19 protein-coding genes and 2 tRNA genes are annotated in these 22,078 nt (G+C 63.2%); all 21 read left to right on the forward strand.

The annotated features are described in order from the left end of the window. The first annotated feature begins 13 nt into the window (after positions 1–13). The 21 genes from ACD584_RS06300 (at position 14) to truB (ending at position 21,927) form a co-directional block, all read left to right on the forward strand. Positions 14–98: transfer RNA gene (locus ACD584_RS06300), tRNA-Leu, on the forward strand. A 105-nt stretch (positions 99–203) separates the two neighbouring features. Then, a complete protein-coding gene (locus ACD584_RS06305; protein ID WP_011037659.1) occupies positions 204–560 on the forward strand; it encodes an NADH-quinone oxidoreductase subunit A in 357 nt (118 codons plus the stop codon). Continuing rightward, the gene (locus tag ACD584_RS06310) at positions 551–1,105 is read left to right on the forward strand and encodes an NADH-quinone oxidoreductase subunit B family protein (protein WP_016944318.1); all 555 of its coding nucleotides are present in this window, start codon (positions 551–553) and stop codon (positions 1,103–1,105) included. The genes ACD584_RS06305 and ACD584_RS06310 overlap by 10 nt, the downstream gene beginning before the upstream one ends. 36 nt (positions 1,106–1,141) lie before the next feature. Continuing rightward, entirely contained in the window at positions 1,142–1,894 is a 753-nt protein-coding gene (locus tag ACD584_RS06315; RefSeq protein ID WP_011037657.1) for an NADH-quinone oxidoreductase subunit C, read from the forward strand. Next, positions 1,891–3,198 (forward strand): NADH-quinone oxidoreductase subunit D, encoded by a 1,308-nt coding sequence (locus ACD584_RS06320; RefSeq protein WP_011037656.1) that lies wholly within the window; start codon positions 1,891–1,893, stop codon positions 3,196–3,198. Before ACD584_RS06315 ends, ACD584_RS06320 begins: the two co-directional genes overlap by 4 nt. Beyond that, positions 3,195–3,722 carry an NADH-quinone oxidoreductase subunit NuoE gene (gene nuoE, locus ACD584_RS06325; protein ID WP_011037655.1) on the forward strand — a complete coding sequence of 176 codons (528 nt, stop codon included), beginning with the start codon at positions 3,195–3,197 and terminating at the stop codon, positions 3,720–3,722. The genes ACD584_RS06320 and nuoE overlap by 4 nt, the downstream gene beginning before the upstream one ends. Positions 3,723–3,725: 3 nt before the next feature. Then, a complete protein-coding gene (gene nuoF / locus ACD584_RS06330) occupies positions 3,726–5,060 on the forward strand; it encodes an NADH-quinone oxidoreductase subunit NuoF (RefSeq protein WP_012437962.1) in 1,335 nt (444 codons plus the stop codon). Further along, positions 5,057–7,291 carry an NADH-quinone oxidoreductase subunit NuoG gene (gene nuoG, locus ACD584_RS06335; RefSeq protein ID WP_076036750.1) on the forward strand — a complete coding sequence of 745 codons (2,235 nt, stop codon included), beginning with the start codon at positions 5,057–5,059 and terminating at the stop codon, positions 7,289–7,291. The genes nuoF and nuoG overlap by 4 nt, the downstream gene beginning before the upstream one ends. Then, the gene (gene nuoH, locus ACD584_RS06340) at positions 7,288–8,379 is read left to right on the forward strand and encodes an NADH-quinone oxidoreductase subunit NuoH (protein WP_011037652.1); all 1,092 of its coding nucleotides are present in this window, start codon (positions 7,288–7,290) and stop codon (positions 8,377–8,379) included. The genes nuoG and nuoH overlap by 4 nt, the downstream gene beginning before the upstream one ends. A 3-nt stretch (positions 8,380–8,382) precedes the next feature. Beyond that, positions 8,383–8,871, forward strand: coding sequence for an NADH-quinone oxidoreductase subunit NuoI (nuoI, locus tag ACD584_RS06345; protein ID WP_014508211.1), 489 nt, complete (start codon positions 8,383–8,385; stop codon positions 8,869–8,871). A gap of 4 nt (positions 8,872–8,875) precedes the next feature. Continuing rightward, a complete protein-coding gene (locus ACD584_RS06350; RefSeq protein ID WP_175611841.1) occupies positions 8,876–9,538 on the forward strand; it encodes an NADH-quinone oxidoreductase subunit J in 663 nt (220 codons plus the stop codon). Beyond that, entirely contained in the window at positions 9,535–9,840 is a 306-nt protein-coding gene (nuoK, locus tag ACD584_RS06355) for an NADH-quinone oxidoreductase subunit NuoK (protein ID WP_005914274.1), read from the forward strand. Before ACD584_RS06350 ends, nuoK begins: the two co-directional genes overlap by 4 nt. A 7-nt stretch (positions 9,841–9,847) precedes the next feature. Then, positions 9,848–12,007 carry an NADH-quinone oxidoreductase subunit L gene (nuoL, locus tag ACD584_RS06360; RefSeq protein ID WP_076036751.1) on the forward strand — a complete coding sequence of 720 codons (2,160 nt, stop codon included), beginning with the start codon at positions 9,848–9,850 and terminating at the stop codon, positions 12,005–12,007. A 20-nt stretch (positions 12,008–12,027) separates the two neighbouring features. After that, positions 12,028–13,530 carry an NADH-quinone oxidoreductase subunit M gene (locus tag ACD584_RS06365; protein ID WP_011037648.1) on the forward strand — a complete coding sequence of 501 codons (1,503 nt, stop codon included), beginning with the start codon at positions 12,028–12,030 and terminating at the stop codon, positions 13,528–13,530. A 36-nt stretch (positions 13,531–13,566) separates the two neighbouring features. Beyond that, the gene (nuoN, locus tag ACD584_RS06370; RefSeq protein ID WP_011037647.1) at positions 13,567–15,027 is read left to right on the forward strand and encodes an NADH-quinone oxidoreductase subunit NuoN; all 1,461 of its coding nucleotides are present in this window, start codon (positions 13,567–13,569) and stop codon (positions 15,025–15,027) included. A 201-nt stretch (positions 15,028–15,228) separates the two neighbouring features. Next, positions 15,229–15,305: transfer RNA gene (locus tag ACD584_RS06375), tRNA-Met, on the forward strand. 198 nt (positions 15,306–15,503) lie between these two features. Then, complete coding sequence (rimP, locus tag ACD584_RS06380; protein ID WP_011037646.1) at positions 15,504–16,094, forward strand: ribosome maturation factor RimP; 591 nt, start codon at positions 15,504–15,506, stop codon at positions 16,092–16,094. Positions 16,095–16,098: 4 nt separating this feature from the next. Then, positions 16,099–17,610, forward strand: coding sequence for a transcription termination factor NusA (gene nusA / locus ACD584_RS06385; RefSeq protein ID WP_011037645.1), 1,512 nt, complete (start codon positions 16,099–16,101; stop codon positions 17,608–17,610). Positions 17,611–17,705: 95 nt separating this feature from the next. Further along, positions 17,706–20,414 carry a translation initiation factor IF-2 gene (gene infB, locus ACD584_RS06390; protein ID WP_175611625.1) on the forward strand — a complete coding sequence of 903 codons (2,709 nt, stop codon included), beginning with the start codon at positions 17,706–17,708 and terminating at the stop codon, positions 20,412–20,414. Between the two features lie 115 nt (positions 20,415–20,529). After that, positions 20,530–20,922 (forward strand): 30S ribosome-binding factor RbfA, encoded by a 393-nt coding sequence (gene rbfA, locus ACD584_RS06395; RefSeq protein WP_042598608.1) that lies wholly within the window; start codon positions 20,530–20,532, stop codon positions 20,920–20,922. 78 nt (positions 20,923–21,000) lie between these two features. Then, entirely contained in the window at positions 21,001–21,927 is a 927-nt protein-coding gene (gene truB, locus ACD584_RS06400) for a tRNA pseudouridine(55) synthase TruB (protein WP_076036753.1), read from the forward strand. The last annotated feature ends 151 nt before the right edge of the window (positions 21,928–22,078 follow it).

Below are 22,078 nucleotides of genomic sequence, written 5' to 3' on the forward strand. Positions count from 1 at the left end.
CGGCGCAACGTATGCCCAGGTGGCGGAATTGGTAGACGCACTACCTTGAGGTGGTAGCGACTTAGGTCGTAGGGGTTCGAGTCCCCTCTTGGGCACCATTGTTTGGTTGCAGTTCCTGCGCATCGCGGCAATGCCGGCGCGGGGTCTGCCTATACCCCATGCCGGCACGCGGCGCGTGCGGGCAGAGGCAAGAGAGAATCGCTGTGCTGGCCGAATATTTGCCGAGTCTGCTGTTTCTGGTTGTCGCCACTGGCATCGGCATCGTGCTGATGTTGATTGGTCGGTTCCTCGCTCCGCGCAGCCCGGACGCGCGCAAGCTTTCGCCGTACGAGTGTGGCTTCGAGGCATTCGAAGACGCGCGCATGAAGTTCGATGTGCGCTACTACCTCATCGCGATCCAGTTCATCGTGTTTGATCTGGAAATCATCTTCATCGTGCCGTGGACACAGGTGTTCATGGAGATCGGCGCACGCTCGCTGGTCACCATGGGCCTGTTCGTCGGCATGTTGTTCCTCGGTTTTATCTACGTGTGGAAGAAGGGAGCGCTGGAATGGGAGTGATTCAGACCCTGGATCGTCTGATGACCAACCCGATGCCGGAAGGCCGGGTCGAAGACATCCTGCGCCCGGAAGGCGAAAATCCGTTGCTCGAAAAGGGCTACGTGACCACCAGCGTCGATGCGCTGTTGAACTGGGCGCGTACCGGTTCGATGTGGCCGATGACCTTTGGTCTGGCCTGCTGTGCAGTCGAGATGATGCACGCCGGTGCGGCGCGCCTGGACCTGGACCGCTACGGCGTGGTGTTCCGCCCGTCGCCGCGCCAGTCCGACGTGATGATCGTCGCCGGCACCCTGGTCAACAAGATGGCGCCGGCATTGCGCAAGGTCTACGACCAGATGCCCGACCCGAAGTGGGTCATCTCGATGGGCAGCTGCGCCAACGGTGGCGGCTACTATCACTATTCGTATTCGGTGGTGCGCGGTTGCGATCGCATCGTGCCGGTGGACATCTATGTCCCGGGCTGCCCGCCGACCGCCGAGGCGCTGGTCTACGGCATCTTGCAGCTGCAGAAGAAAATCTGGCGCACCCAGACCATCGCACGCTGACACCCGTCTTCTCCTACCGAGAGCAGCCAAGCCCCCATGGCAGAGCAAGCATCTTCCTTCACTGACCGACTAGCGGCGCGTTTCGCCGGTGCGCAGATCTCCGTGGTCCAGCCGCGCGGCGAAGTGACGCTGGAAGTCGCTGCGGCACAGTGGCACGCCACCTGTCTTGCCCTGCGCGACGAGCTCGGTTTCGAGCAGCTCAGCGACCTGTGCGGCGTTGATTACCTCGGCTACGGCAGCGACGAGTGGGACACCGCCGACGTGTCGTCCCAGGGCTTCAGCCGTGGTGTCGAGGGCAAGGCGCTCGGTCGCTTTGCCTGGGGTGAATTCCCCAGCCAGGAAAGTTCCAACGGTGCCCAACCGCAGCAGCTGCCGACGCAGCGCTTCGCGGTGGTGGCCCAGCTGATTTCCTACCAGCACAACCAGCGTCTGCGCGTGCGGTGCTATGCACCCGACGAGCAGGTGCCGGTGGTCGCGTCGTTGACCGACATCTGGCCGGGTGTGAACTGGTTCGAGCGCGAGGCGTTCGACCTGTTCGGCATCGTGTTCGATGGCCATCCGGACCTGCGCCGCATCCTGACCGACTACGGATTTGTCGGCCATCCGTTCCGCAAGGACTTCCCGCTGATCGGCAACGTCGAAGTGCGTTACGACGACGAGCGCAAGCGCGTGGTGTACGAGCCGGTGACCTCGGTGGAGCCGCGTGTCGGCGTGCCGCGCGTGATCCGCGACGACGCGCGTTATGAGACTGCCGCTGGTGAAGTGGGCAAGTCGGAGACTGCCAAGTGAGTGAGTACCGCCAGGCAACCGATGCCTTCGCGAGCAATCCTGTGGAAAGCAAGCAGGAAATCCGCAATTACACGATGAACTTCGGCCCGCAGCATCCTGCGGCGCACGGCGTGTTGCGCCTGATCCTGGAAATGGACGGCGAAACCGTGGTGCGTGCCGACCCGCATATCGGCCTGCTGCACCGTGGCACAGAGAAGCTGGCCGAGTCCAAGCCGTTCAACCAGTCGGTTCCGTACATGGACCGCCTGGATTACGTGTCGATGATGTGCAACGAGCACGCCTACGTACGGGCCATCGAATCCCTGATGGGGATCGAAGCGCCGGAGCGCGCGCAGTACATCCGCACCATGTTCGACGAGATCACCCGCATCAAGAACCACTTGATGTGGGTGGGTTCCAATGCGCTCGACCTCGGCGCGATGGCGGTGATGCTGTACGCCTTCCGCGAGCGCGAAGAATTGATGGACGTCTATGAGGCGGTCAGTGGCGCGCGCATGCACGCCGCCTATTACCGTCCGGGCGGCGTTTACCGTGATTTGCCTGATCGCATGCCCAAATACAAGGAATCGCGTTGGCACAAGGGCGGGGCGCTGACCAAGCTCAACGCCGCGCGCGAAGGCTCGATGCTGGATTTCCTCGAGAACTTCACCGACACGTTCCCGTCCCGTGTGGACGAATACGAAACGTTGTTGACCGAAAATCGCATCTGGAAGCAGCGCACCGTGGACGTGGGCATCATCAGCCCGGATCTGGCGCGTGCCTGGGGCATGACCGGTCCGATGCTGCGTGGTTCGGGCATCGAATGGGATTTGCGCAAGAAGCAGCCGTACGCCAAGTACGACGCGGTGGACTTCGACGTGCCGGTCGGCACCAACGGCGACTGCTACGACCGTTACCTGGTGCGCGTGGCCGAGATGCGCGAGTCCAATCGCATCATCAAGCAGTGCGTGAAGTGGCTGAAGGCCAATCCAGGCCCGGTCATGGTCACCAATTTCAAGGTCGCTCCGCCAAGCCGCGAAGGCATGAAAGACGACATGGAAGCGCTGATCCATCACTTCAAGCTGTTCAGCGAAGGCTACTGCGTGCCAGCCGGCGAGACCTATTGCGCCGTTGAAGCGCCCAAGGGCGAGTTCGGCTGCTACCTGATGTCCGATGGCGCCAACAAGCCGTTCCGCGTGCACCTGCGCGCGCCGGGCTTTGCGCATCTGTCCTCGATGGACGCGGTGGTGCGCGGGTATTTGCTGGCCGACGTCGTGGCGATGATCGGTACTTACGATTTGGTTTTCGGTGAGGTTGACCGATGAAGGCGACGGGTAATTTCGAAGCGGCGCGCGACGTCGATCCGCAGGTAGTGCTGAGCGACAAAACGCGCGCGCACATCGATCATTGGCTGAGCAAGTTCCCTCCCGATCGCAAGCGTTCGGCCGTGTTGCAGGGGCTGCATGCTGCGCAGGAACAGAACCAGGGTTGGTTGACCGACGAGTTGATCGTGGGCGTGGCCAAGTATCTGGAGCTGCCGCCGGTGTGGGCCTACGAAGTGGCCAGCTTCTACTCGATGTTCGAAACCGAGAAGGTCGGCCGCCACAACGTGGCGTTCTGCACCAACATCAGCTGCTGGCTCAATGGCGCTGAAGATCTGCTGGCGCACGCGGAAAAGAAGCTGGGCTGCAAGTTGGGTCAGTCGACCGCCGATGGGCGCGTCTACCTCAAGCGCGAAGAAGAATGCCTGGCGGCCTGCTCTGCAGCGCCGATGATGGTCATCAACGGCCATTACCACGAGCACCTGACGAAAGAAAAGGTCGACGCGCTGCTGGACGGGCTGGAGTAAGGCATGGCACATCATCACGCACCCTCAGGCCCGGTCGGTCCGGCGCCGCTGCCGCATCAGGTCGTCTACACGACCCTGCACTACGACACCCCGTGGTCGTACGAAAGCTATCTGAAGACCGGTGGCTACGCCGCGCTGCGCAAGATCCTCGAAGAGAAGATCCCGCCGGCCGACGTCATCGAAATGGTCAAGGCATCCAACCTGCGCGGTCGCGGTGGCGCGGGTTTCCCGACTGGCCTGAAGTGGTCCTTCATGCCCAAGGGCACCATGCAGAAGTACATCCTCTGCAACTCGGACGAATCCGAGCCGGGAACCTGCAAGGACCGCGATATCCTGCGTTACAACCCGCATTCGGTGGTGGAGGGTATGGCAATCGCCTGCTACGCCACCGGCTCCACCGTGGGCTACAACTACCTGCGTGGTGAGTTCCACCACGAGCCGTTCGAAAATTTCGAGCTGGCACTGGCCGATGCCTATGCCAACGGCTGGCTGGGCAAGAACATTCTCGGCAGCGGCGTGGATATCGATATCTACGGTGCGCTGGGCGCTGGCGCGTACATCTGCGGCGAAGAAACCGCGTTGATGGAATCGCTGGAAGGCAAGAAGGGCCAGCCGCGCTACAAGCCGCCGTTCCCGGCGAACTTCGGCCTGTACGGCAAGCCCACCACCATCAACAACACAGAGACCTACGCGTCGGTGCCGGCGATCATTCGCAACGGCCCGGAGTGGTTCCTGGGGTTGAGCAAGACCAAGAACGGCGGCCCGAAGATCTTCTCGGTGTCCGGCTGCGTGCAGAAGGGCGGCAATTTCGAAGTGCCGCTCGGCACCACTTTTGACGAACTGCTGGAAATGGCCGGTGGCCTGCGTCCGGGCCGCAAGCTCAAGGGCGTGGTGCCTGGCGGCGTGTCGATGCCGGTGCTGAAGGCCGACCAGGTCGCTGGCCTGCAGATGGATTACGACACCCTGCGCGCGCTCGGCACCGGTCTGGGTTCCGGCGCCATCGTGGTGCTGGATGACAGCGTGTGCTGCGTGCGGTTTGCCTGCCGCATCTCGCAGTTCTTCCACAAGGAATCCTGCGGCCAGTGCACCCCGTGCCGCGAAGGCACCGGCTGGATGCATCGCGTGCTGGAGCGCATCGTCGCCGGCAAGGCCACGATGGAAGACCTGCACCAGCTGCGCACCGTGGCCGGCCAGATCGAAGGGCACACCATCTGCGCGTTCGGCGAAGCGGCGGCATGGCCGATTCAAGGCTTCCTGCGCCAGTTCTGGGACGAGTTCGAGTACTACATCGTCAACGGTCGTTCGATCGTCGACACGCACGTCGGAGTGGCCGCATGAGCGCCCAACCAGTGAACCCGAACGTGCCACCGGACCATGTCACCGTCGAGATCGACGGGCAGTCGCTGGTGGTGCCGAAGGGCTCGATGATCATCCAGGCCGCCGACAAGGCCGGCATCCCGATCCCGCGATTCTGTTACCACGAGAAGCTGCCGATTGCGGCCAACTGCCGCATGTGCCTGGTCGACGTTGAAAAGTCGCCCAAGCCGTCGCCTGCCTGCGCCACGCCGGTGATGGACGGCATGAAGGTCACCACGCGCAGCGAAAAAGCGCTGAAGTACCAGCGCAGCGTGATGGAATTCCTGCTGATCAACCACCCGCTGGACTGCCCGATCTGCGATCAGGGCGGCGAGTGCGAATTGCAGGACGTCTCGCTTGGCTACGGCCGTTCGGTGAGCCGCTTCAATGAGCGCAAGCGCGTGGTGCCGGACGAAGACATCGGCCCGCTGGTGGCGACCGAGATGACCCGCTGCATCCAGTGCACGCGCTGCGTGCGCTTCACCGCCGATATCGCCGGAACCTACGAGCTGGGCGGTATGTATCGCGGTGAGAACCTGCAGATCGGCACCTACGACGGCAAGCCGCTGACCACCGAAATTTCCGGCAACGTCATCGACGTTTGCCCGGTGGGCGCGCTGACCAACAAGGTGTTCCAGTTCCGTGCGCGTCCGTGGGAACTGATGGCACGTGAATCGCTCGGTTATCACGATGCGATGGGCTCCAACCTGTTCCTGCACGTGCGTCGCGGCGAAGTGCTGCGCACCGTGCCGCGCGAGAACGAAGCCGTCAACGAGTGCTGGCTGTCGGATCGCGACCGTTATTCGCATCAGGGCCTGTACGCCGAAGACCGTGCGGTGAAGCCGCTCAAGAAGGTCAACGGTGAATGGACTGAAGTGAGCTGGGCCGAAGGCCTGGCCGCCGCGACGCAGATCCTGCGTGACAACGCCGGTGATCAGCTCGGCGTGCTGGTGCACCCGGCCACCTCGAACGAAGAAGGCACCTTGCTGGCGCGTCTGGCCGAGGGCCTGGGCAGCGGCAATCTGGATCACCGCCTGCTCAACCGCGATTTCTCCGATGCCGCTGTTGCCGAAGCTTTCGCCACGCCGCTGGCCGAGGTCGAACAGGCCGATGTCGTGGTGCTGTTCGGCACCAACGTGCGCCATGAGCTGCCGCTGCTGCATGCCCGCCTGCGGAAGGCGAGCATCCAGAACCGCACCCAGATCCATTCGGTCAACCCGGTCGATTTCGATTTCGCCTTCACCCAGGCCAGCCGTACCGTGGTCTCGCCATCGCAGCTGGCTGGCGCGCTGGACGATGCCACGTTGCGTGATGCGGTCAAGGGCGCAAGCCGCGCCGTGATCGTGGTCGGCGCACTGGCAGAAAATCATCCGCAGGCGGCCACGCTGCGTGCAGCGGCACGTGCCTTTGCTGCGGCAACCGGTGCCTCGCTGTGCCGGATCCCACAGGGCGCCAATGCGGTCGGCCTGGTCTCGCAGGGCGTGTTGCCGACTGCACGGACAGTCGCCGGCATGTTTGCCGAGCCCCGTCAGGCGTATGTGGTGTACGGCATCGAACCCGGCCTGGATTTCGCCGATGCGGCCGCTGCGCGCAGCGCGCTGGCCGGCGCAAAAGTCGTCGCTTTCAGCCAGTTCGCCTGTGCATCCACACGCGACGTGGCCGATGTGATTCTGCCGATCGGCGCCTTGCCGGAAATCGATGCGTCGCTGACCAATCTCGATGGCCGCGTGCAGACCGCACGTGCTGCGGGTCGGTTGCCGGTCGAGGCGCGTGAGGGCTGGCGCGTGCTGCGCGCACTGGGTGGTGAGTTGGGTCTGGCTGGGTTCGAGTTCATCGACCTGGTCGGTCTGCGCGCCGGCATGCAGCAGCGCAGCGTGACTGCAGCGACGTCCGCGCAGCCGGCTGCTGCGAGCGAAGGTCTGGAGATTGCCTCAACCGCTGCGATCTACCGCACCGATGCGGTGGTACGCCGAGCCGCCGCGCTGCAGTCGCACCCGCTCAACATCGCCCCGTGTGTAGCGATGCATCCGGAGCAGGCCGCGCAGCTGCAGGTCGCTGCCGGGCAAGTGGTCAAGGTCGGCACCGACGCGGGCAGGGCAACCTTGCCGGTGGTGCTGGACAAGCGCGTCGCACCGGGCACGGTGTGGATCGAATCCGGCCATGGCGCAACCGCGCCGTTGGGTGCCGGTCGGGTAACGGTGGTGGCTGCATGAACGAGTTGCTGTTGAACGTGGTCGACCCCCTGCACCAGTGGTTCCTCGGACTGGGCGATGGCGGCGTGTTGCTGTGGACCGTGCTGAAGATCCTGCTGATCGCCGTGCCGGTGATCGTGACGGTGGCCTTCTACGTGGTCTGGGAGCGCAAGCTGATCGGCTGGATGCACGTGCGCCATGGGCCGATGTACGTGGGCATGGGCATTTTCCAGGCCTTCGCCGACGTCTTCAAATTGCTGTTCAAGGAAATCCTGCAGCCCAGCAGCTCGCACAAGGCGATGTTCATCATCGCGCCGCTGCTCACCCTGGCGCCGGCGTTTGCGGCCTGGTCGGTGGTGCCGTTCGATGCGAAGCTGGTGTTGTCCAATGCCAACGTGGGTCTGCTGTATTTGCTGGCGATGACCTCGCTGGGCGTATACGGCATCATCCTGGCTGGCTGGGCGTCCAACTCCAAGTACGCGTTCCTGGGTGCGATGCGCTCGGCCGCGCAGGTGGTCAGCTACGAAATCGCGATGGGCTTTGCGCTGGTCGGCGTGATGATCGCCTCGGGCAGCGTCAACCTCAGCCAGATCGTGTTTGCGCAGGCGGGTAGCTCCGGCTTCTTCGACTGGTTCCTGATTCCACTGTTCCCGTTGTTCATCGTGTACTGGGTCTCCGGCGTCGCCGAAACCAACCGCGCGCCATTCGACGTGGTGGAAGGCGAATCGGAAATCGTCGCCGGCCACATGGTGGAATATTCGGGCGGCGCGTTCGCGCTGTTCTTCCTGGCCGAATACGCCAACATGATCCTGGTCAGCTTCCTGATCTCGATCTTCTTCCTCGGTGGCTGGCTGAGCCCGATCCAGGGCTGGGTCACGGCAGATATCTCGCCGTGGGTCAATTGGCTGTGGACCGGTGGCTGGCCGTGGCTACTGATGAAGGTGTTCTTCTTTGCGAGTGCCTACATCTGGTTCCGCGCAAGCTTCCCGCGTTACCGCTACGACCAGATCATGCGTCTGGGCTGGAAGGTGTTCATTCCGCTCACGATCGTGTGGATCGCGGTGACGGCATTGATGGTGTTCTACGGCGTGATCCAGAAGGGCGTGTAATTGATGAACAAGATCACCCATTACTTCAAGAGCCTGCTGCTGCTCGAACTGCTCGGAGGGCTGTGGCTGACGTTGAAATACACGTTCAAGCCCAAGTACACCGTGCTGTATCCGATGGAGAAGTTCCCGCAGTCGCCGCGCTTCCGCGGTCTGCACGCGCTGCGTCGCTACCCCAATGGCGAAGAGCGCTGCATTGCCTGCAAGCTGTGCGAAGCGGTCTGCCCGGCACTGGCGATCACCATCGACTCGGCCAAGCGCGAGGACGGCACCCGTCGCACCACGCGCTACGACATCGACCTGTTCAAGTGCATCTTCTGCGGCTTCTGCGAAGAAAGCTGCCCGGTCGACTCGATCGTCGAAACGCACATCCTCGAGTACCACTTCGAGAAGCGTGGCGAGAATATTGTCAACAAGCCGCAGCTGCTGGCGATCGGAGACCGGCTTGAAGCCGAGATCGCCGAGCGTCGCGCTGCCGATGCCGCCTTCCGTTGAGGTCATGATGGACTGGGTCACTATTGCTTTCTACGCCTTCTCCGCCGTCGTGGTCGTCTCCGCCGGTGCGGTGATCAGCGTGCGCAACCCGGTGTACGCCGTGTTGTGCCTGATCCTCACCTTCTTCTCGATGGCCTGCATCTGGCTGCTGGTGGGCGCCGAGTTCCTGGGCGTAACCCTGGTGCTGGTCTACGTCGGCGCGGTGATGGTGCTGTTCCTGTTCGTGGTGATGATGCTGGACATCGACACTAGCCGGTTGCGCGAAGGCTGGGTCAAGTACATGCCGGTCGGCGTCATCGTGGCGGTCGCCATGCTGGCCCAGATGGTCACGCTGATCGGGGTCAAGGGACGCCTGGCCACTCCGTTCCCGGTCGACAACGCTGCCGCGCAGGCCGCCGATACGTCCAACCTGACCTGGCTGGCAAAGAGCCTGTACACCGAGTTCCTGCTGCCGTTCGAGTTCGCCGCGGTGATCCTGACTGTTGCCGTGGTGGCGGCGGTGATGCTGACCTTGCGCAAGCGCACCGGCATCAAGATGCAGAACGCAAGCGAGCAGTCGCGGGTGCGGTCCACCGACCGTCTGCGCATGGTCAAAATGGCGGTTGAAAAGCCGGTACAGGTTGCGCCGACCCTGGATGCGACCGACGGACAGGAGGCGAAGTCTTGATTACCTTGGGCCACCTGCTGGGCTTGGGCGCGGTGCTGTTCTGCATCTCGCTGGCCGGCATCTTCCTCAATCGCAAGAACGTCATCGTGCTGTTGATGTCGATCGAGCTGATGCTGTTGTCGGTCAACGTCAACTTCATCGCTTTCTCGCGCGAGCTCGGCGATACCGCAGGTCAGTTGTTCGTGTTCTTCATCCTGACCGTTGCCGCCGCGGAGGCCGCCATCGGCCTTGCGATCCTGGTGACACTGTTCCGTACGCGCCGCACGATCAATGTGGCCGAAGTCGATACGTTGAAGGGCTGACCTGTAGATGGAAATCACTCTCTCCAAGAGTCTGCTGATCGCAGTGGTGCTTGCACCGCTGGTCGGCAGCATCATCGCCGGCCTCTTCGGTCGCCAGGTAGGGCGCAAGGGCGCGCAGTACGTCACCATCCTCGGTGTGGCGGTCAGCTGCGTGTTGTCCTGCCTGACGCTGTACCAACTGGTGGAGCAGGGCGCCAGCCCGTTCAACCAGAACCTGTACACCTTCTTCGACGTCGGTAACTACTCGGCGCATGTAGGCTTCATGGTCGACCGCCTGACCGCGATGATGATGGTGGTGGTGACCTTCGTGTCACTGCTGGTGCACATCTACACCATCGGTTATATGGAAGAAGACCCGGGTTACCAGCGCTTCTTCAGCTACATCTCGTTGTTCACCTTCTCCATGCTGACGCTGGTGATGAGCAACAACTTCCTGCAGCTGTTCTTCGGCTGGGAAGCGGTGGGCCTGGTGTCCTACCTGTTGATCGGCTTCTGGTTCAAGCGCCCGACCGCTGTGTTCGCCAACATGAAGGCGTTCCTGGTCAACCGTGTGGGCGACTTCGGTTTCATCCTGGGCATTGCCGGGGTGCTGCTGTGGTTCGGCTCGCTCGACTACTCCACCGTGTTTGCCAACGCGACCACCATGGCTGGTGCCAAGGTGCAGCTGTTCGCCGGCCACGAGTGGAGCGTGATGACGCTGATCTGCATCTGCCTGTTCATTGGTGCGATGGGCAAGTCGGCGCAGGTGCCGCTGCATGTGTGGCTGCCGGACTCGATGGAAGGCCCGACCCCGATTTCGGCACTGATCCATGCCGCGACGATGGTGACCGCGGGCATCTTCATGGTGGCGCGCATGTCGCCGCTGTTCGAGCTGTCCGAAACCGCGCTGAACTTCATCCTGTTCATCGGTGCGACCACGGCCTTCTTCACCGGCCTGATCGGTATCGTGCAGAACGACATCAAACGCGTGGTGGCGTATTCCACGCTGTCGCAGCTGGGCTACATGACCGTCGCGCTGGGCGTCTCTGCCTATTCGGCCGCCGTGTTCCACCTGATGACGCATGCCTTCTTCAAGGCGCTGCTGTTCCTTGCAGCCGGCTCGGTCATCATCGGCATGCACCACGAGCAGGACATGCGCAAGATGGGCGGGCTGCGCAAGTACATGAAGGTGACCTACTGGACCAGCGTGATCGGTACCCTGGCGCTGGTCGGTACGCCGTTCTTCTCGGGTTTCTACTCGAAGGACACCATCATCGAAGCGGCCGCGCACCACGCGCATGAGTCGCACAGTTGGATTGCCACCTACGGCTACTGGGCAGTGCTCGGCGGCGTGCTCGTCACCAGCTTCTACAGCTTCCGCCTGCTGTTTCTGACCTTCCACGGCAAGGAACGCTTCCGCGATGCGCATGCACATGACGTGCACGCCCATCACGACAGCGCCCATACCGATGCCGAGGCGCAGGTGCATACGCACGACAGCCACGGTCATGATGCACACGAGCACGACGATCATGGTCATGGCCACCATGGTGCCCACGAGCCGCACGAGTCCAAGTGGGTGGTCACGCTGCCGCTCATCTTGCTGGCGATTCCGTCGGTGGCGATCGGCTTCTTCACCATCGGCCCGATGCTGTTCGGTACCGACTGGCAAGGCCACCACGCGGCGCACGCGATGAAGGGGCAGGCCGTGTCGTTCTTCACCGGCATCGTCGACTTCTACGACCCGGCGCGCGACACCGTCGGCGCATTGGCCGAAGAGTTCCATGGTCCGGTGGCGTTCGCGCTGCACGGCATGATGGCGGCACCGTTCTTCCTGACGGTCGCCGGCCTGCTGCTGGCCGCGCTGTTCTATCTCTGGAAGCCAGAGCTGGCCACTAAGTCACGCAAGGCGTTTGCGCCGATCGTGTGGCTGCTGGAAAACAAGTACGGCTTTGACAAGCTGTGGATCAATGGCTTCGCCGGTGGTGGCGTGGTCCTTGGAAAGGCTTCCCGCGCAATCGACACCCACGTGGTGGATGGCGTGGCGGTCAATGGTTCTGCCCGACTGATCGACCTGGCTGCACATCTGCTGCGTCGCACGCAATCCGGTTTCCTCTATCACTACGCCTTCGCAATGATCATCGGTTTGATCGCCTTGTTGGCGGTACTGATGCATTTCTGGCGTTGACCTGTACGGAATAAGAAAACGTGTCGAACTGGCCTTTACTGTCTCTCCTGATCTGGCTGCCGATTATCGGTGGCGCCCTGATCCTCGCATTGCGCAACGCCGAGACCGCCCGCTGGGCGTCTCTTGCGGTGGCTGTGGCGACCTTCGTGCTGAGTCTGCCGCTGCTCGGGTATGACACGGCGAACGATGCCATGCAGTTCATCGAGCAACATGCCTGGATCCCGGCCTACAACATCGGCTACAACCTGGGCGTGGACGGCATTGCGGTCGCGTTGATCGTGTTGACCACGCTGGTGACCGTGCTTGCGTTGATTGGCGCCTGGCGCTCGATCGACAAGCGCGTCAACCAGTACGTTGCGGCCTTCCTGATCCTCGAAGGCGTCACGGTCGGCATCTTTGCGGCCACCGACGCGATGCTGTTCTACGTGTTCTTCGAAGCCATGCTGATCCCGATGTTCCTGATCATCGGTGTCTGGGGCGGCCCGCGTCGCATCTACGCGGCCATGAAGTTCTTCCTGTACACCTTCCTCGGCTCGGTGCTGATGCTGGTGGGCCTGATCTACCTGTACCTGAAGGGTGGCAGCTTCCAGCTGGCCGACCTGTACGCGCTGCAGCTGACCGCCAAGGAACAGACCTGGATCTTCTTCGCGTTCATGATCGCTTTCGCGGTCAAGGTGCCGATGTTCCCGGTGCACACCTGGCTGCCGGATGCCCACGTTGAGGCGCCGACCGCCGGCTCGGTGATCCTTGCGGCGATCGCGCTGAAGATCGGCGGCTACGGCTTCCTGCGCTTTAACCTGCCGATCCTGCCTGACGCTAGCAACCAATGGGCCTGGCTGGTGATCGCGCTGTCGCTGATCGCGGTGATCTACGTCGGTCTGGTGGCGCTGGTGCAGGACGACATGAAGAAGCTGGTGGCGTATTCGTCCATCGCGCACATGGGCTTCGTCACCCTCGGTACCTTCATCGCGTTCACCCTGGTGCGCGAGTACGGCAGCACCGATGCGGCCCGTCTTGGCCTGCAGGGCGCGATGGTGCAAATGATTTCGCACGGCTTCGTGTCCGGCGCGATGTTCTCCTGCATCGGTGTGCTGTACGACCGCATGCATACCCGCCGCATTGCCGATTACGGCGGCGTGGTGAATGTCATGCCGTGGTTTGCCACCTTTGCCATGTTGTTCTTCATGGCGAACGCCGGCCTGCCGGGCACCAGCGGTTTCGTTGGCGAATTCATGGTCATCCTGGCCAGCTTCCAGAAGCATCCGTTGGTGGCCTTTGCTGCGGCAACCACGCTGGTGATCACCGCGGCCTACACGCTGTGGCTCTACAAGCGCGTGTTCTTCGGCGAAGTGGCCAATGCGCATGTGGCGGAGCTGAAGGACATCAACGGTCGCGAGGCCTTCGTGTTGGGCGTGTTTGCTGCCGGTGTGTTGGCGCTCGGCCTGTATCCGAAGCCGCTGACCGACCTGATGGAACCGTCGATCGCCAAGCTGGCGACCCAGATTGCAACGACCAAGCTCTAACCGCTTGCCGTCCGTATTGATTTTCAGGATTTGATGATGACCACGCCAACGCTCGCGCCGTTGACCACCGCTGACCTGGCTCCGCTCGCACCGGAGCTGGTGCTGATCGGCGGTGCCTTCGCACTGTTGATGATCGATCTGTTCGTGAGCCAGCGGCACAAGGTCTGGACCCACCTGTTCTCTGTCGCAGTCCTGGCCGTGGTGCTGGTGATGCTGGCAACCGGCACGGGCGGGCAGGGCGAAGCCTTCCACGGCATGTTCGTGCGCGACACCGCCGCCGATGTCATGAAGACGGTGATCGTACTGGTCAGTGGCCTGAGCCTGGTTTACGGCTGGAGCTATCTGCGCGAGCGCAATCTGTACCAGGGCGAGATTCCGGTGCTGGTGCTGTTTGCGACTGCCGGCATGATGCTGCTCACCTCCGCCGGCAGCCTGCTGATGGTCTACCTGGGCCTGGAGTTGCTGGCGCTGTGCTCGTATGCGCTGGTGGCGTCCAACCGGGACAACGGCCTGGCGACCGAAGCGGCGATGAAGTACTTCGTGCTGGGTTCGCTGGCTTCGGGTCTGCTGCTGTACGGAATGTCGCTGGTGTATGGCGCCACGGGAACGCTGAGCCTGGCCGGCATCCACGATGCGATCGAAGGCTCGGGCGAGCGCACGCTGTTGCTGACCGGCACGATCTTCATGATCGCCGGCGTGGCTTTCAAACTGGGTGCCGCGCCCTTCCACATGTGGCTGCCCGACGTCTATCAGGGTGCGCCCGCGCCGATCGCGCTGTTCATCAGCTCCGCGCCCAAGCTGGCCGCGTTCGGCATGGCGTATCGCCTTCTGGAAATGGGCATGGGCCCGCTGTCGCCGCAGTGGCATCTGCTGATCGGTGGCCTGTCTGCGCTATCGCTGGTGATCGGTAACCTGATGGCCATCGCGCAGAGCAACCTCAAGCGCATGCTGGCGTACTCAACGGTCTCGCATATCGGCTTCCTGCTGATGGGCGTGGCCGGTGGTGGCGAAGAGGGCTATGCCGCGGCGATGTTCTACGCGGTGAGCTACACCATCATGTCTACGGCGTCGTTCGGCGCCATCATTGCGCTGTCGCGCAGCGGCTTCGAAGCTGAGCACATCGACGACTTCAAGGGCCTGAACGCACGCAACCCGTGGATGGCTGGCTTGGTGCTCTGCATCATGGCGTCGCTGGCCGGTATTCCGCCGTTCCTCGGTTTCTGGACTAAGCTGGCCGTGCTCGGCGCGGCGGTGAAGGGCGACATGTTGTGGCTGGCGATGGTCGGCGTGCTGTGCGCGGTGATCGGTGCGTATTACTACCTGCGCGTCATTAAGGTCATGTACTTCGACGAACCAGTTGGCGAGCCGCTGCCTGCCAACAAGGATCGCGTGCTGGGGACGGTGCTGGGTGTCAATGCGCTCGCGTTGCTCGCACTGGGCTTGGCCTGGAACCCGATCATGGTGTGGTGCCAGCGCGCGTTTGCGGGCCTGGCCTGATCGCATAGCTAGTGCCCGCTGTATGCGGGCACGTGTCCTGACTTAATTGGCAGGGCACTGAAATAAAGTCGTGATCGCTGTTTCGTTTTTGTGTCATCGCGGTTATCATGTGCCGCGACGTTGAGAGCCTCCAAGGTCTTCAACAGATGAAAAACTAGGGCTTGCAATTTTCTCCCAAGTTCTTCATAATTCCGCTTCTGCTGCGGGGTGGAGCAGTCTGGCAGCTCGTCGGGCTCATAACCCGAAGGTCGCAGGTTCAAATCCTGCCCCCGCTACCAAGTTTTGATGTGTTGCCTTCGGGCAACTCATCAGCTTCTTGGATCGTAAGGACGCATGTTCCCGTCTTTACGCCGACCCTGAGAGGTCGGGCTTTTTTCACGCAAGGGGCCCATCGGGCCCCTTGTTTTTTCCGGAACCGGAAAGTTTGCTGCCGGTTGCCGGGGGTTCTACTGGCAATCATCTGATCAGGGCAGTCTGTGAGCGAAAAAGCGACCGAAATCGCCAATCTGCTGGGTCCAACGGTTGAGTCCTTGGGTCTGGAACTGCTGGGTGTCGAATATCTTCCGGCCCCGGGTGGCGCAACGTTGCGCCTGTATATCGATGTGCCGCTCGCCGAGCAGCCCGATCGCATCATCAACGTCGATGATTGCGAGCGCGTGAGCCGCGAAGTGTCTGCCCAGTTGGACGTCGAAGATCCGATCAGCGGCAACTACACGCTGGAAGTCTCATCGCCAGGTGTGGATCGTCCCTTGTTCACGCTGGATCAGTTCGCCCGCCATGTCGGCGAGTCCGCCAAGATCGTGTTGAAGCTGGCGCAGGATGGCCGGCGCCGCTTTCAGGGCCAGATCGTCCGCATCGACACTGAAGCTGCTGCAGTCGTGTTCTCGGTCGATGGCAAGGACGTGCAGATCGGCTTCGACAATATCGACAAGGCGCGCATCCTGCCGGACTGGGTCGCACTGGGCCTGGCACCGCAGAAACCGAATAAGCCCGGCCCGAAAAAACCCGGGCACGACAAGAAGAAACCATCCAACGAGCCGGCGGCTGGCAAGCCGCGCGCGGAGTGACTAAATGAGCAAGGAACTTTTGCTGGTAGTGGATGCGGTCGCCAACGAAAAAGGCGTGCCGCGTGAGGTGATCTTCGACGCGATCGAGGCCGCTTTGGCTTCCGCGGCGAAGAAGCGCTATCCCGACCAGGACGTGCTGACGCGCGTGACCATCGATCACAAGGATGGCAATTACGAAACCTTCCGCCGTTGGGAAGTGGTGGCCGACGATGTGGTGATGGAGTCGCCCGACCGCCAGGTGCGCCTGATGGATGCCATTGAGGAAGCCGACGGCGTCGATGTGGGTGACTACGTCGAAGAGCAGATCGAAAACCCGGACTTCGGCCGCATCGCCGCGCAGGCCGCCAAGCAGGTCATCGTGCAGCGTGTGCGCGAAGCCGAGCGGCAGCAGGTGGTCGATGCGTGGAAGGATCGCGTGGGTGAGTTGATCACCGGCGTGGTCAAGCGTGCCGAGCGCGGCAACATCTTTGTGGACCTGGGCGGTAATGCCGAAGCCTTCATTCCGAAGGACAAGGGCATTCCGCGCGATGTGCTGCGCCCGGGCGACCGTGTGCGCGGTTATCTGGCCGAAGTGCGCTCAGAGCCGCGTGGCCCGCAGCTGTTCATCAGCCGCGCCGCACCGGAATTCATGATCGAGCTGTTCAAGCTGGAAGTGCCGGAAGTGGGCCAGGGCCTGGTCGAGATCAAGGCCTGCGCACGTGACCCGGGTGACCGAGCCAAGATTGCGGTGATTGCGCACGACACCCGCACCGATCCGATCGGCGCGTGCATCGGCATGCGCGGTTCGCGTGTGCAGGCGGTGTCCAACGAGCTCAATGGCGAGCGCGTGGATATCGTGTTGTGGAACGAGAACCCGGCCAACTTCGTGATCAACGCGATGGCGCCTGCCGAAGTGCAGTCGATCATCGTCGATGAAGACAAGCATTCGATGGACCTGGCCGTGGCGGAAGACCGCCTGGCACAGGCGATCGGCAAGGGCGGCCAGAACGTGCGTCTGGCCAGCCGCCTGACCGGTTGGCAGCTCAACGTGATGACCGCCGATCAGGTGGCCGCCAAGTCCGAGGCTGAACAGGCATCGGCGCGCCAGCTGTTCATGGATCGCCTGGAAGTGGACGAAGAAATTTCCGCGATCCTGGTGTCCGAAGGCTTCAACACGGTCGAAGAAATTGCCTACGTGCCGGTTGGCGAGCTGCTGGCGGTGGAGGGTTTCGACGAAGACATCGTCGAAGAACTGCGCGCCCGTGCCCGCGACGCGCTGCTCAATGCCGCGCTGGCCGAGGAAGAAGGACTGGAAGGGACTCAGCCCACCGAGGACCTGCTGGCGTTGGAGGGGATGGACGAGGAAACGGCCTTTGCTCTGGCCGAGCACGGCGTGCGCACCAGCGAGGACTTGTCCGACCTGGCAGCGGACGAGATCGTCGACTTCGGCATCGAGGGCATGACCCAGGAGCGCGCCGCGGCGCTGATCCTGGCGGCCCGCGCCGAGGAGATCGCCCGTTTGGAGCGCGGCGAATGAGCCGGCAATGAACCGCGCCCTGACCCCATCAGGGCTTAGAATCAGCGTTTCCCTTGCTCTGGGCGAGGGGGCGCCAACCAGATCATAGGATCCGAATGTCGCAGCAAACCACCATCCGCAAGCTTGCCGAACTGGTCAATACGCCGGTCGATAAACTGCTGGTTCAACTGGCCGAGGCCGGAATGAAGTTCAGCGGTCCCGACCAGGTCGTGACCAGCACCGAGAAGATGAAACTGCTTGGCTTCCTGCGTCGCACGCATGGCAAGGCCGACACGCCCGCCGAAGCGGCGAGCGAAGCAGCCAAGAAGATCACGCTCAATCGGCGCAAGCTGCAGGAAGTCACGGTCAACGCCGGCCGCACCAAGACCACGGTCAACGTGGAAGTGCGGCAGAAGCGTACGTACGTGAAGTCCGAGAACGAAGGCAGCGGCCGCGCCGCGCCGATGACGCCGGACGAAGAGCGCGCCGACATCCTGGCCAAGCTCGCCGCCTCGCGTCAGCGCAACCTGGACGAGCAGCAGCGTCTGGCCGAGAGCGATCGTGCCCGCGATGAAGCCATTCAGCGCAAGCGCGACGAAGAGCAGGCAGCAAAAGACCGTGTAGAAGCCGAGCGCAAGGCTGCCGAGGAAGCCGCTGTGGCTGCCAGTGCGCCGGCCCCGGTTGCAGCTGCACCTGCGCCCTCGTCGGCGCCTGCCGCGCGTGCACCGTCTTCGCCGTCGTCGGCACCGCGTCCGGCCCGTCCGGCTGGCGCTTCGCCCGCCTCGCGTCCGGCGACGCCGGCACGTCCGGACGATCGCAACAATGCCGCCAAGCACAAGACGCGCGGTTCGCACGTCATGGTGGCTGGCGTCGAAGACGACGATGCGACCAAGCGCTTTGCCGGTCAGCTGCATCTGTCTGCGGCCGATCGTGCGCGCCGTTCCAACGTGCGTGGCAAGCCGACCGGCCGTCCGGGTTCGTCGTCGTCGCGTCGCAACGATGGTGGTCGCGGTAGCAATCAGAGCAACAGTGGCCCGCACGGGTTCGAGCGTCCGACCGCACCGGTGGTGCGTGAAGTGGCGATCGGCGAGACCATCACCGTGGCCGATCTGGCGCAGAAGCTCGCGCTCAAGGGCGGCGACGTGGTCAAGGCGCTGTTCAAGATGGGCGTCATGGCGACCATCACCCAGAGCATCGATCACGACACCGCGGCGCTGGTGACCGAAGAACTCGGCCACAAGGCCGTGCGTGCGGACAATGCCGACTTCGAAGATGCGCTGCTGGCGCATGCCGAAGACGCACAGGGTGAAACCACCTCGCGTCCGCCGGTGGTCACCATCATGGGTCACGTTGATCACGGCAAGACCTCGCTGCTGGATTACATCCGTCGGACCAAGATCGCCTCTGGCGAAGCCGGCGGCATCACCCAGCACATCGGTGCGTACCACGTCGAAACCGGCCGTGGCGTCATCAGCTTCCTGGATACGCCCGGCCATGCCGCGTTTACCTCGATGCGTGCGCGCGGCGCCAAGATCACCGACATCGTGGTGCTGGTCGTTGCAGCCGATGACGGCGTGATGCCGCAGACCAAGGAAGCGGTGGCGCATGCCAAGGCGGCAGGCGTTCCGTTGATCGTGGCAGTCAACAAGATTGACAAGGCCGGCGCGGATCCGCTGCGGGTCAAGAACGAGTTGCTGGCTGAAAACGTGGTGGCCGAAGACTTCGGTGGCGATACTCAGTTCATCGAAGTGTCGGCCAAGGTCGGTACCGGTGTGGACACGCTGCTGGATGCAATTTCGCTGCAGGCAGAAGTGTTGGAGCTCAAGGCAGTGGCCGATGGCCGCGCCAGCGGTACCGTGATCGAATCGTCGCTGGACAAGGGCCGCGGCCCGGTCGCGACGGTGCTGGTGCAGCAGGGTGCGCTGAAGCGTGGCGACTACCTGGTGTGCGGCATTCAATACGGCCGCGTGCGTGCGCTGTTCGACGAAACCGGCCACCAGCCGGCCTCGGCGGGCCCGTCGATTCCGGTGCAGGTGCTCGGCCTGTCCGGCGTGCCGGAAGCAGGCGACGACTTCGTGGTCGTCGACGACGAGCGTCTGGCCAAGGACGTGGCGCAGCAGCGCGAAACCAAGCGCCGCGAATCGCGTCTGGTCGCCTCGGCCACCAACCGCATGGAAGACATCCTGGCCCAGATGGGCAAGGGCGAAGGCCAGCAGGTGTTGAACCTGGTGATCAAGGCCGACGTACAGGGTTCTGTGGAAGCGCTCAAGCAGTCGCTGGTGGCGTTGTCCAATGACGACATCCGCATCAACGTGATCCACTCCGGCGTGGGCGGCATCACCGAGTCGGATGCGAATTCGGCAGCGGCCTCCAAGGCCACGATCATCGGCTTCAACGTGCGTGCGGATGCATCGGCACGCAAGATCGTCGAGTCCAACGGTATCGATCTGCGGTACTTCTCGATCATCTATGACGTGATCGACCAGGTGAAGCAGGTGGCGTCCGGTCTGCTCGGCGTGGAAATCCGCGAAGAGATCATCGGTATCGCGCAGGTCCGCGATGTGTTCCGCAGCTCGAAGTTCGGTGCGGTTGCAGGCTGCATGATCATCGAAGGTGTGGTGAAGCGCAGCAAGCCGATCCGCGTGCTCCGCGACAGCGTCGTGGTGTTCGAGGGCGAGCTGGAATCGCTGCGCCGCTTCAAGGAAAACGTCGACGAAGTGCGCAACGGTACCGAGTGCGGTATTGGTGTGAAGGCCTACAACGACGTCAAGGCGGGCGACCAGATCGAGTGCTTCGAGCGCATCGAAGTGGCGCGTACGCTGTAACACCATCGCCGGGGCCGCGCGGCCCCGACGCTGCATGACGCGGGCGGCCTGGCCGCCCACGTCTTTTTTTGGCTCCGGTGCCGTTCGGCCCGATGCATCAACCAGGTCCCTGACCATGCCAACCAAATCATTCCACCGTACCGACCGCGTTTCGGCGCAGGTACGCCGCGACCTCGGCACCATCGTGCACGCCGCGGTGCGCGATCACGGCTTGCCGTCGGTCAGCGTGTCCGATGTCGAAATCAGCCGCGATCTGGCGCACGCCAAGGTGTTCGTCACCGCGCTGCAGCAGGAGCGTTCCGCCGAGGCGGTGAAGGGGCTCAAGGAAATCGCCGGGCAGTTGCGCACGCAGCTGGCACGCGCGATGAAGTTGCGCCACGTGCCCGAGTTGCACTTCCACTACGACGATTCGGTGGACCGCGGCGAGCGCATCGATAATCTGTTGCGCGATCTGGACGATATCGGCCCCGAGGCCGCGTCCGATGCGCAGGATGCCGAGCCGCGCTGAGCACCGGCAGCACACGGCCGCCGCTCCGCGCGGCCTTGACCATGCGGGCCGCATCGCGCCCGAGCGAGCGTTGATCCCGTGAGACCCCGCATCACCTTCCGTCCGCTGCATGGTATTTTGCTGCTCGACAAGCCGGCCGGGCTCAGTTCGAACAACGCACTGCAGGCCGCCCGCCGGTTGCTGCGTGCCGAGAAGGGCGGCCACACCGGCAGCCTGGATCCGCTGGCCACCGGCTTGCTGCCGTTGTGCTTTGGCGAGGCCACCAAGATTGCCGGCCTGTTGCTGGGTTCGGCCAAGGCCTACGACGCCGAGATCGTGCTGGGCGTCACCACCGATACCGACGATGCCGATGGGCAGCCGCTGCGTGAGCGCCCGGTACCTGCGCTCAGCGAGGCTGCGTTGCAGGTGGCGCTGGCGCCGTTCATCGGCCGCATCCAGCAGCAGGCGCCGATCTATTCGGCGCTCAAGCAGGGCGGCGAGCCGCTGTACGCCAAGGCGCGCCGTGGCGAGGTCATCGAGGCGCCGGTGCGCGAGGTCGAGGTGCATGCCATCACATTGACCAGCTATGCGTCGCCGCGGTTGCGGTTGCGCGTGACCTGCGGCTCCGGCACCTATATCCGTAGCCTGGCGCGCGACCTTGGCGAGGTGCTGGGCTGTGGCGCGCACATCGCCGCGCTGCGCCGCGTGTGGGTGGAGCCGTTCCGCACGCCACAAATGATCACCCTGGAAGCGCTCACCGCGCTGGTCGAATCCGGCGCCGATGCGGCGCAATTGCTGCTGCCAGTGGCCGCCGGGCTGAGCGATTTTGCGCAGATCACGCTCGACGCCACCTTGGCGGCGCGCTTTCGCATGGGGCAGCGGTTGCGCGATCCGGCATTCCCGGAAGGGCAGGTTGCGGTGTTCGATGCGGACGGCAGCCCAGCCGGGCTGGGCCTTGTCGACGCGGACGGACGGCTGTCGCCGCAGCGCCTATTCAACGGTCTGAACGCCGCTGCAGCTTGTTAAGGTTTAGTCAACTTGTTCCCGGGGCCGCGCGACGTTACAATTTTGCGGCCCCGATCGGGGCACCCTCGGCGCCAAGCGCGCACATTTCTAGCAAACGGCGAGTCCGACGGTGCGTCATGCACGTTCCTGTCGACCACGCATCTATCGAGAA

The organism is Xanthomonas sp. NCPPB 2922, from assembly GCF_041520885.1.
GTDB classification, from domain to species: domain Bacteria; phylum Pseudomonadota; class Gammaproteobacteria; order Xanthomonadales; family Xanthomonadaceae; genus Xanthomonas; species Xanthomonas campestris.

Excerpts from the sequence above, each read along its gene's own strand:
- ACD584_RS06310 (WP_016944318.1), top strand. The coding sequence starts at position 551 with ATGGGAGTGATTCAGACCCTGGATCGTCTGATGACCAACCCGATGCCG.
- ACD584_RS06315 (WP_011037657.1), top strand. The coding sequence starts at position 1,142 with ATGGCAGAGCAAGCATCTTCCTTCACTGACCGACTAGCGGCGCGTTTC.
- nuoE (WP_011037655.1), top strand. The coding sequence starts at position 3,195 with ATGAAGGCGACGGGTAATTTCGAAGCGGCGCGCGACGTCGATCCGCAG.
- nuoF (WP_012437962.1), top strand. The coding sequence starts at position 3,726 with ATGGCACATCATCACGCACCCTCAGGCCCGGTCGGTCCGGCGCCGCTG.
- nuoG (WP_076036750.1), top strand. The coding sequence starts at position 5,057 with ATGAGCGCCCAACCAGTGAACCCGAACGTGCCACCGGACCATGTCACC.
- nuoH (WP_011037652.1), top strand. The coding sequence starts at position 7,288 with ATGAACGAGTTGCTGTTGAACGTGGTCGACCCCCTGCACCAGTGGTTC.
- nuoI (WP_014508211.1), top strand. The coding sequence starts at position 8,383 with ATGAACAAGATCACCCATTACTTCAAGAGCCTGCTGCTGCTCGAACTG.
- ACD584_RS06350 (WP_175611841.1), top strand. The coding sequence starts at position 8,876 with ATGATGGACTGGGTCACTATTGCTTTCTACGCCTTCTCCGCCGTCGTG.
- nuoL (WP_076036751.1), top strand. The coding sequence starts at position 9,848 with ATGGAAATCACTCTCTCCAAGAGTCTGCTGATCGCAGTGGTGCTTGCA.
- nuoN (WP_011037647.1), top strand. The coding sequence starts at position 13,567 with ATGACCACGCCAACGCTCGCGCCGTTGACCACCGCTGACCTGGCTCCG.
- nusA (WP_011037645.1), top strand. The coding sequence starts at position 16,099 with ATGAGCAAGGAACTTTTGCTGGTAGTGGATGCGGTCGCCAACGAAAAA.
- infB (WP_175611625.1), top strand. The coding sequence starts at position 17,706 with ATGTCGCAGCAAACCACCATCCGCAAGCTTGCCGAACTGGTCAATACG.
- rbfA (WP_042598608.1), top strand. The coding sequence starts at position 20,530 with ATGCCAACCAAATCATTCCACCGTACCGACCGCGTTTCGGCGCAGGTA.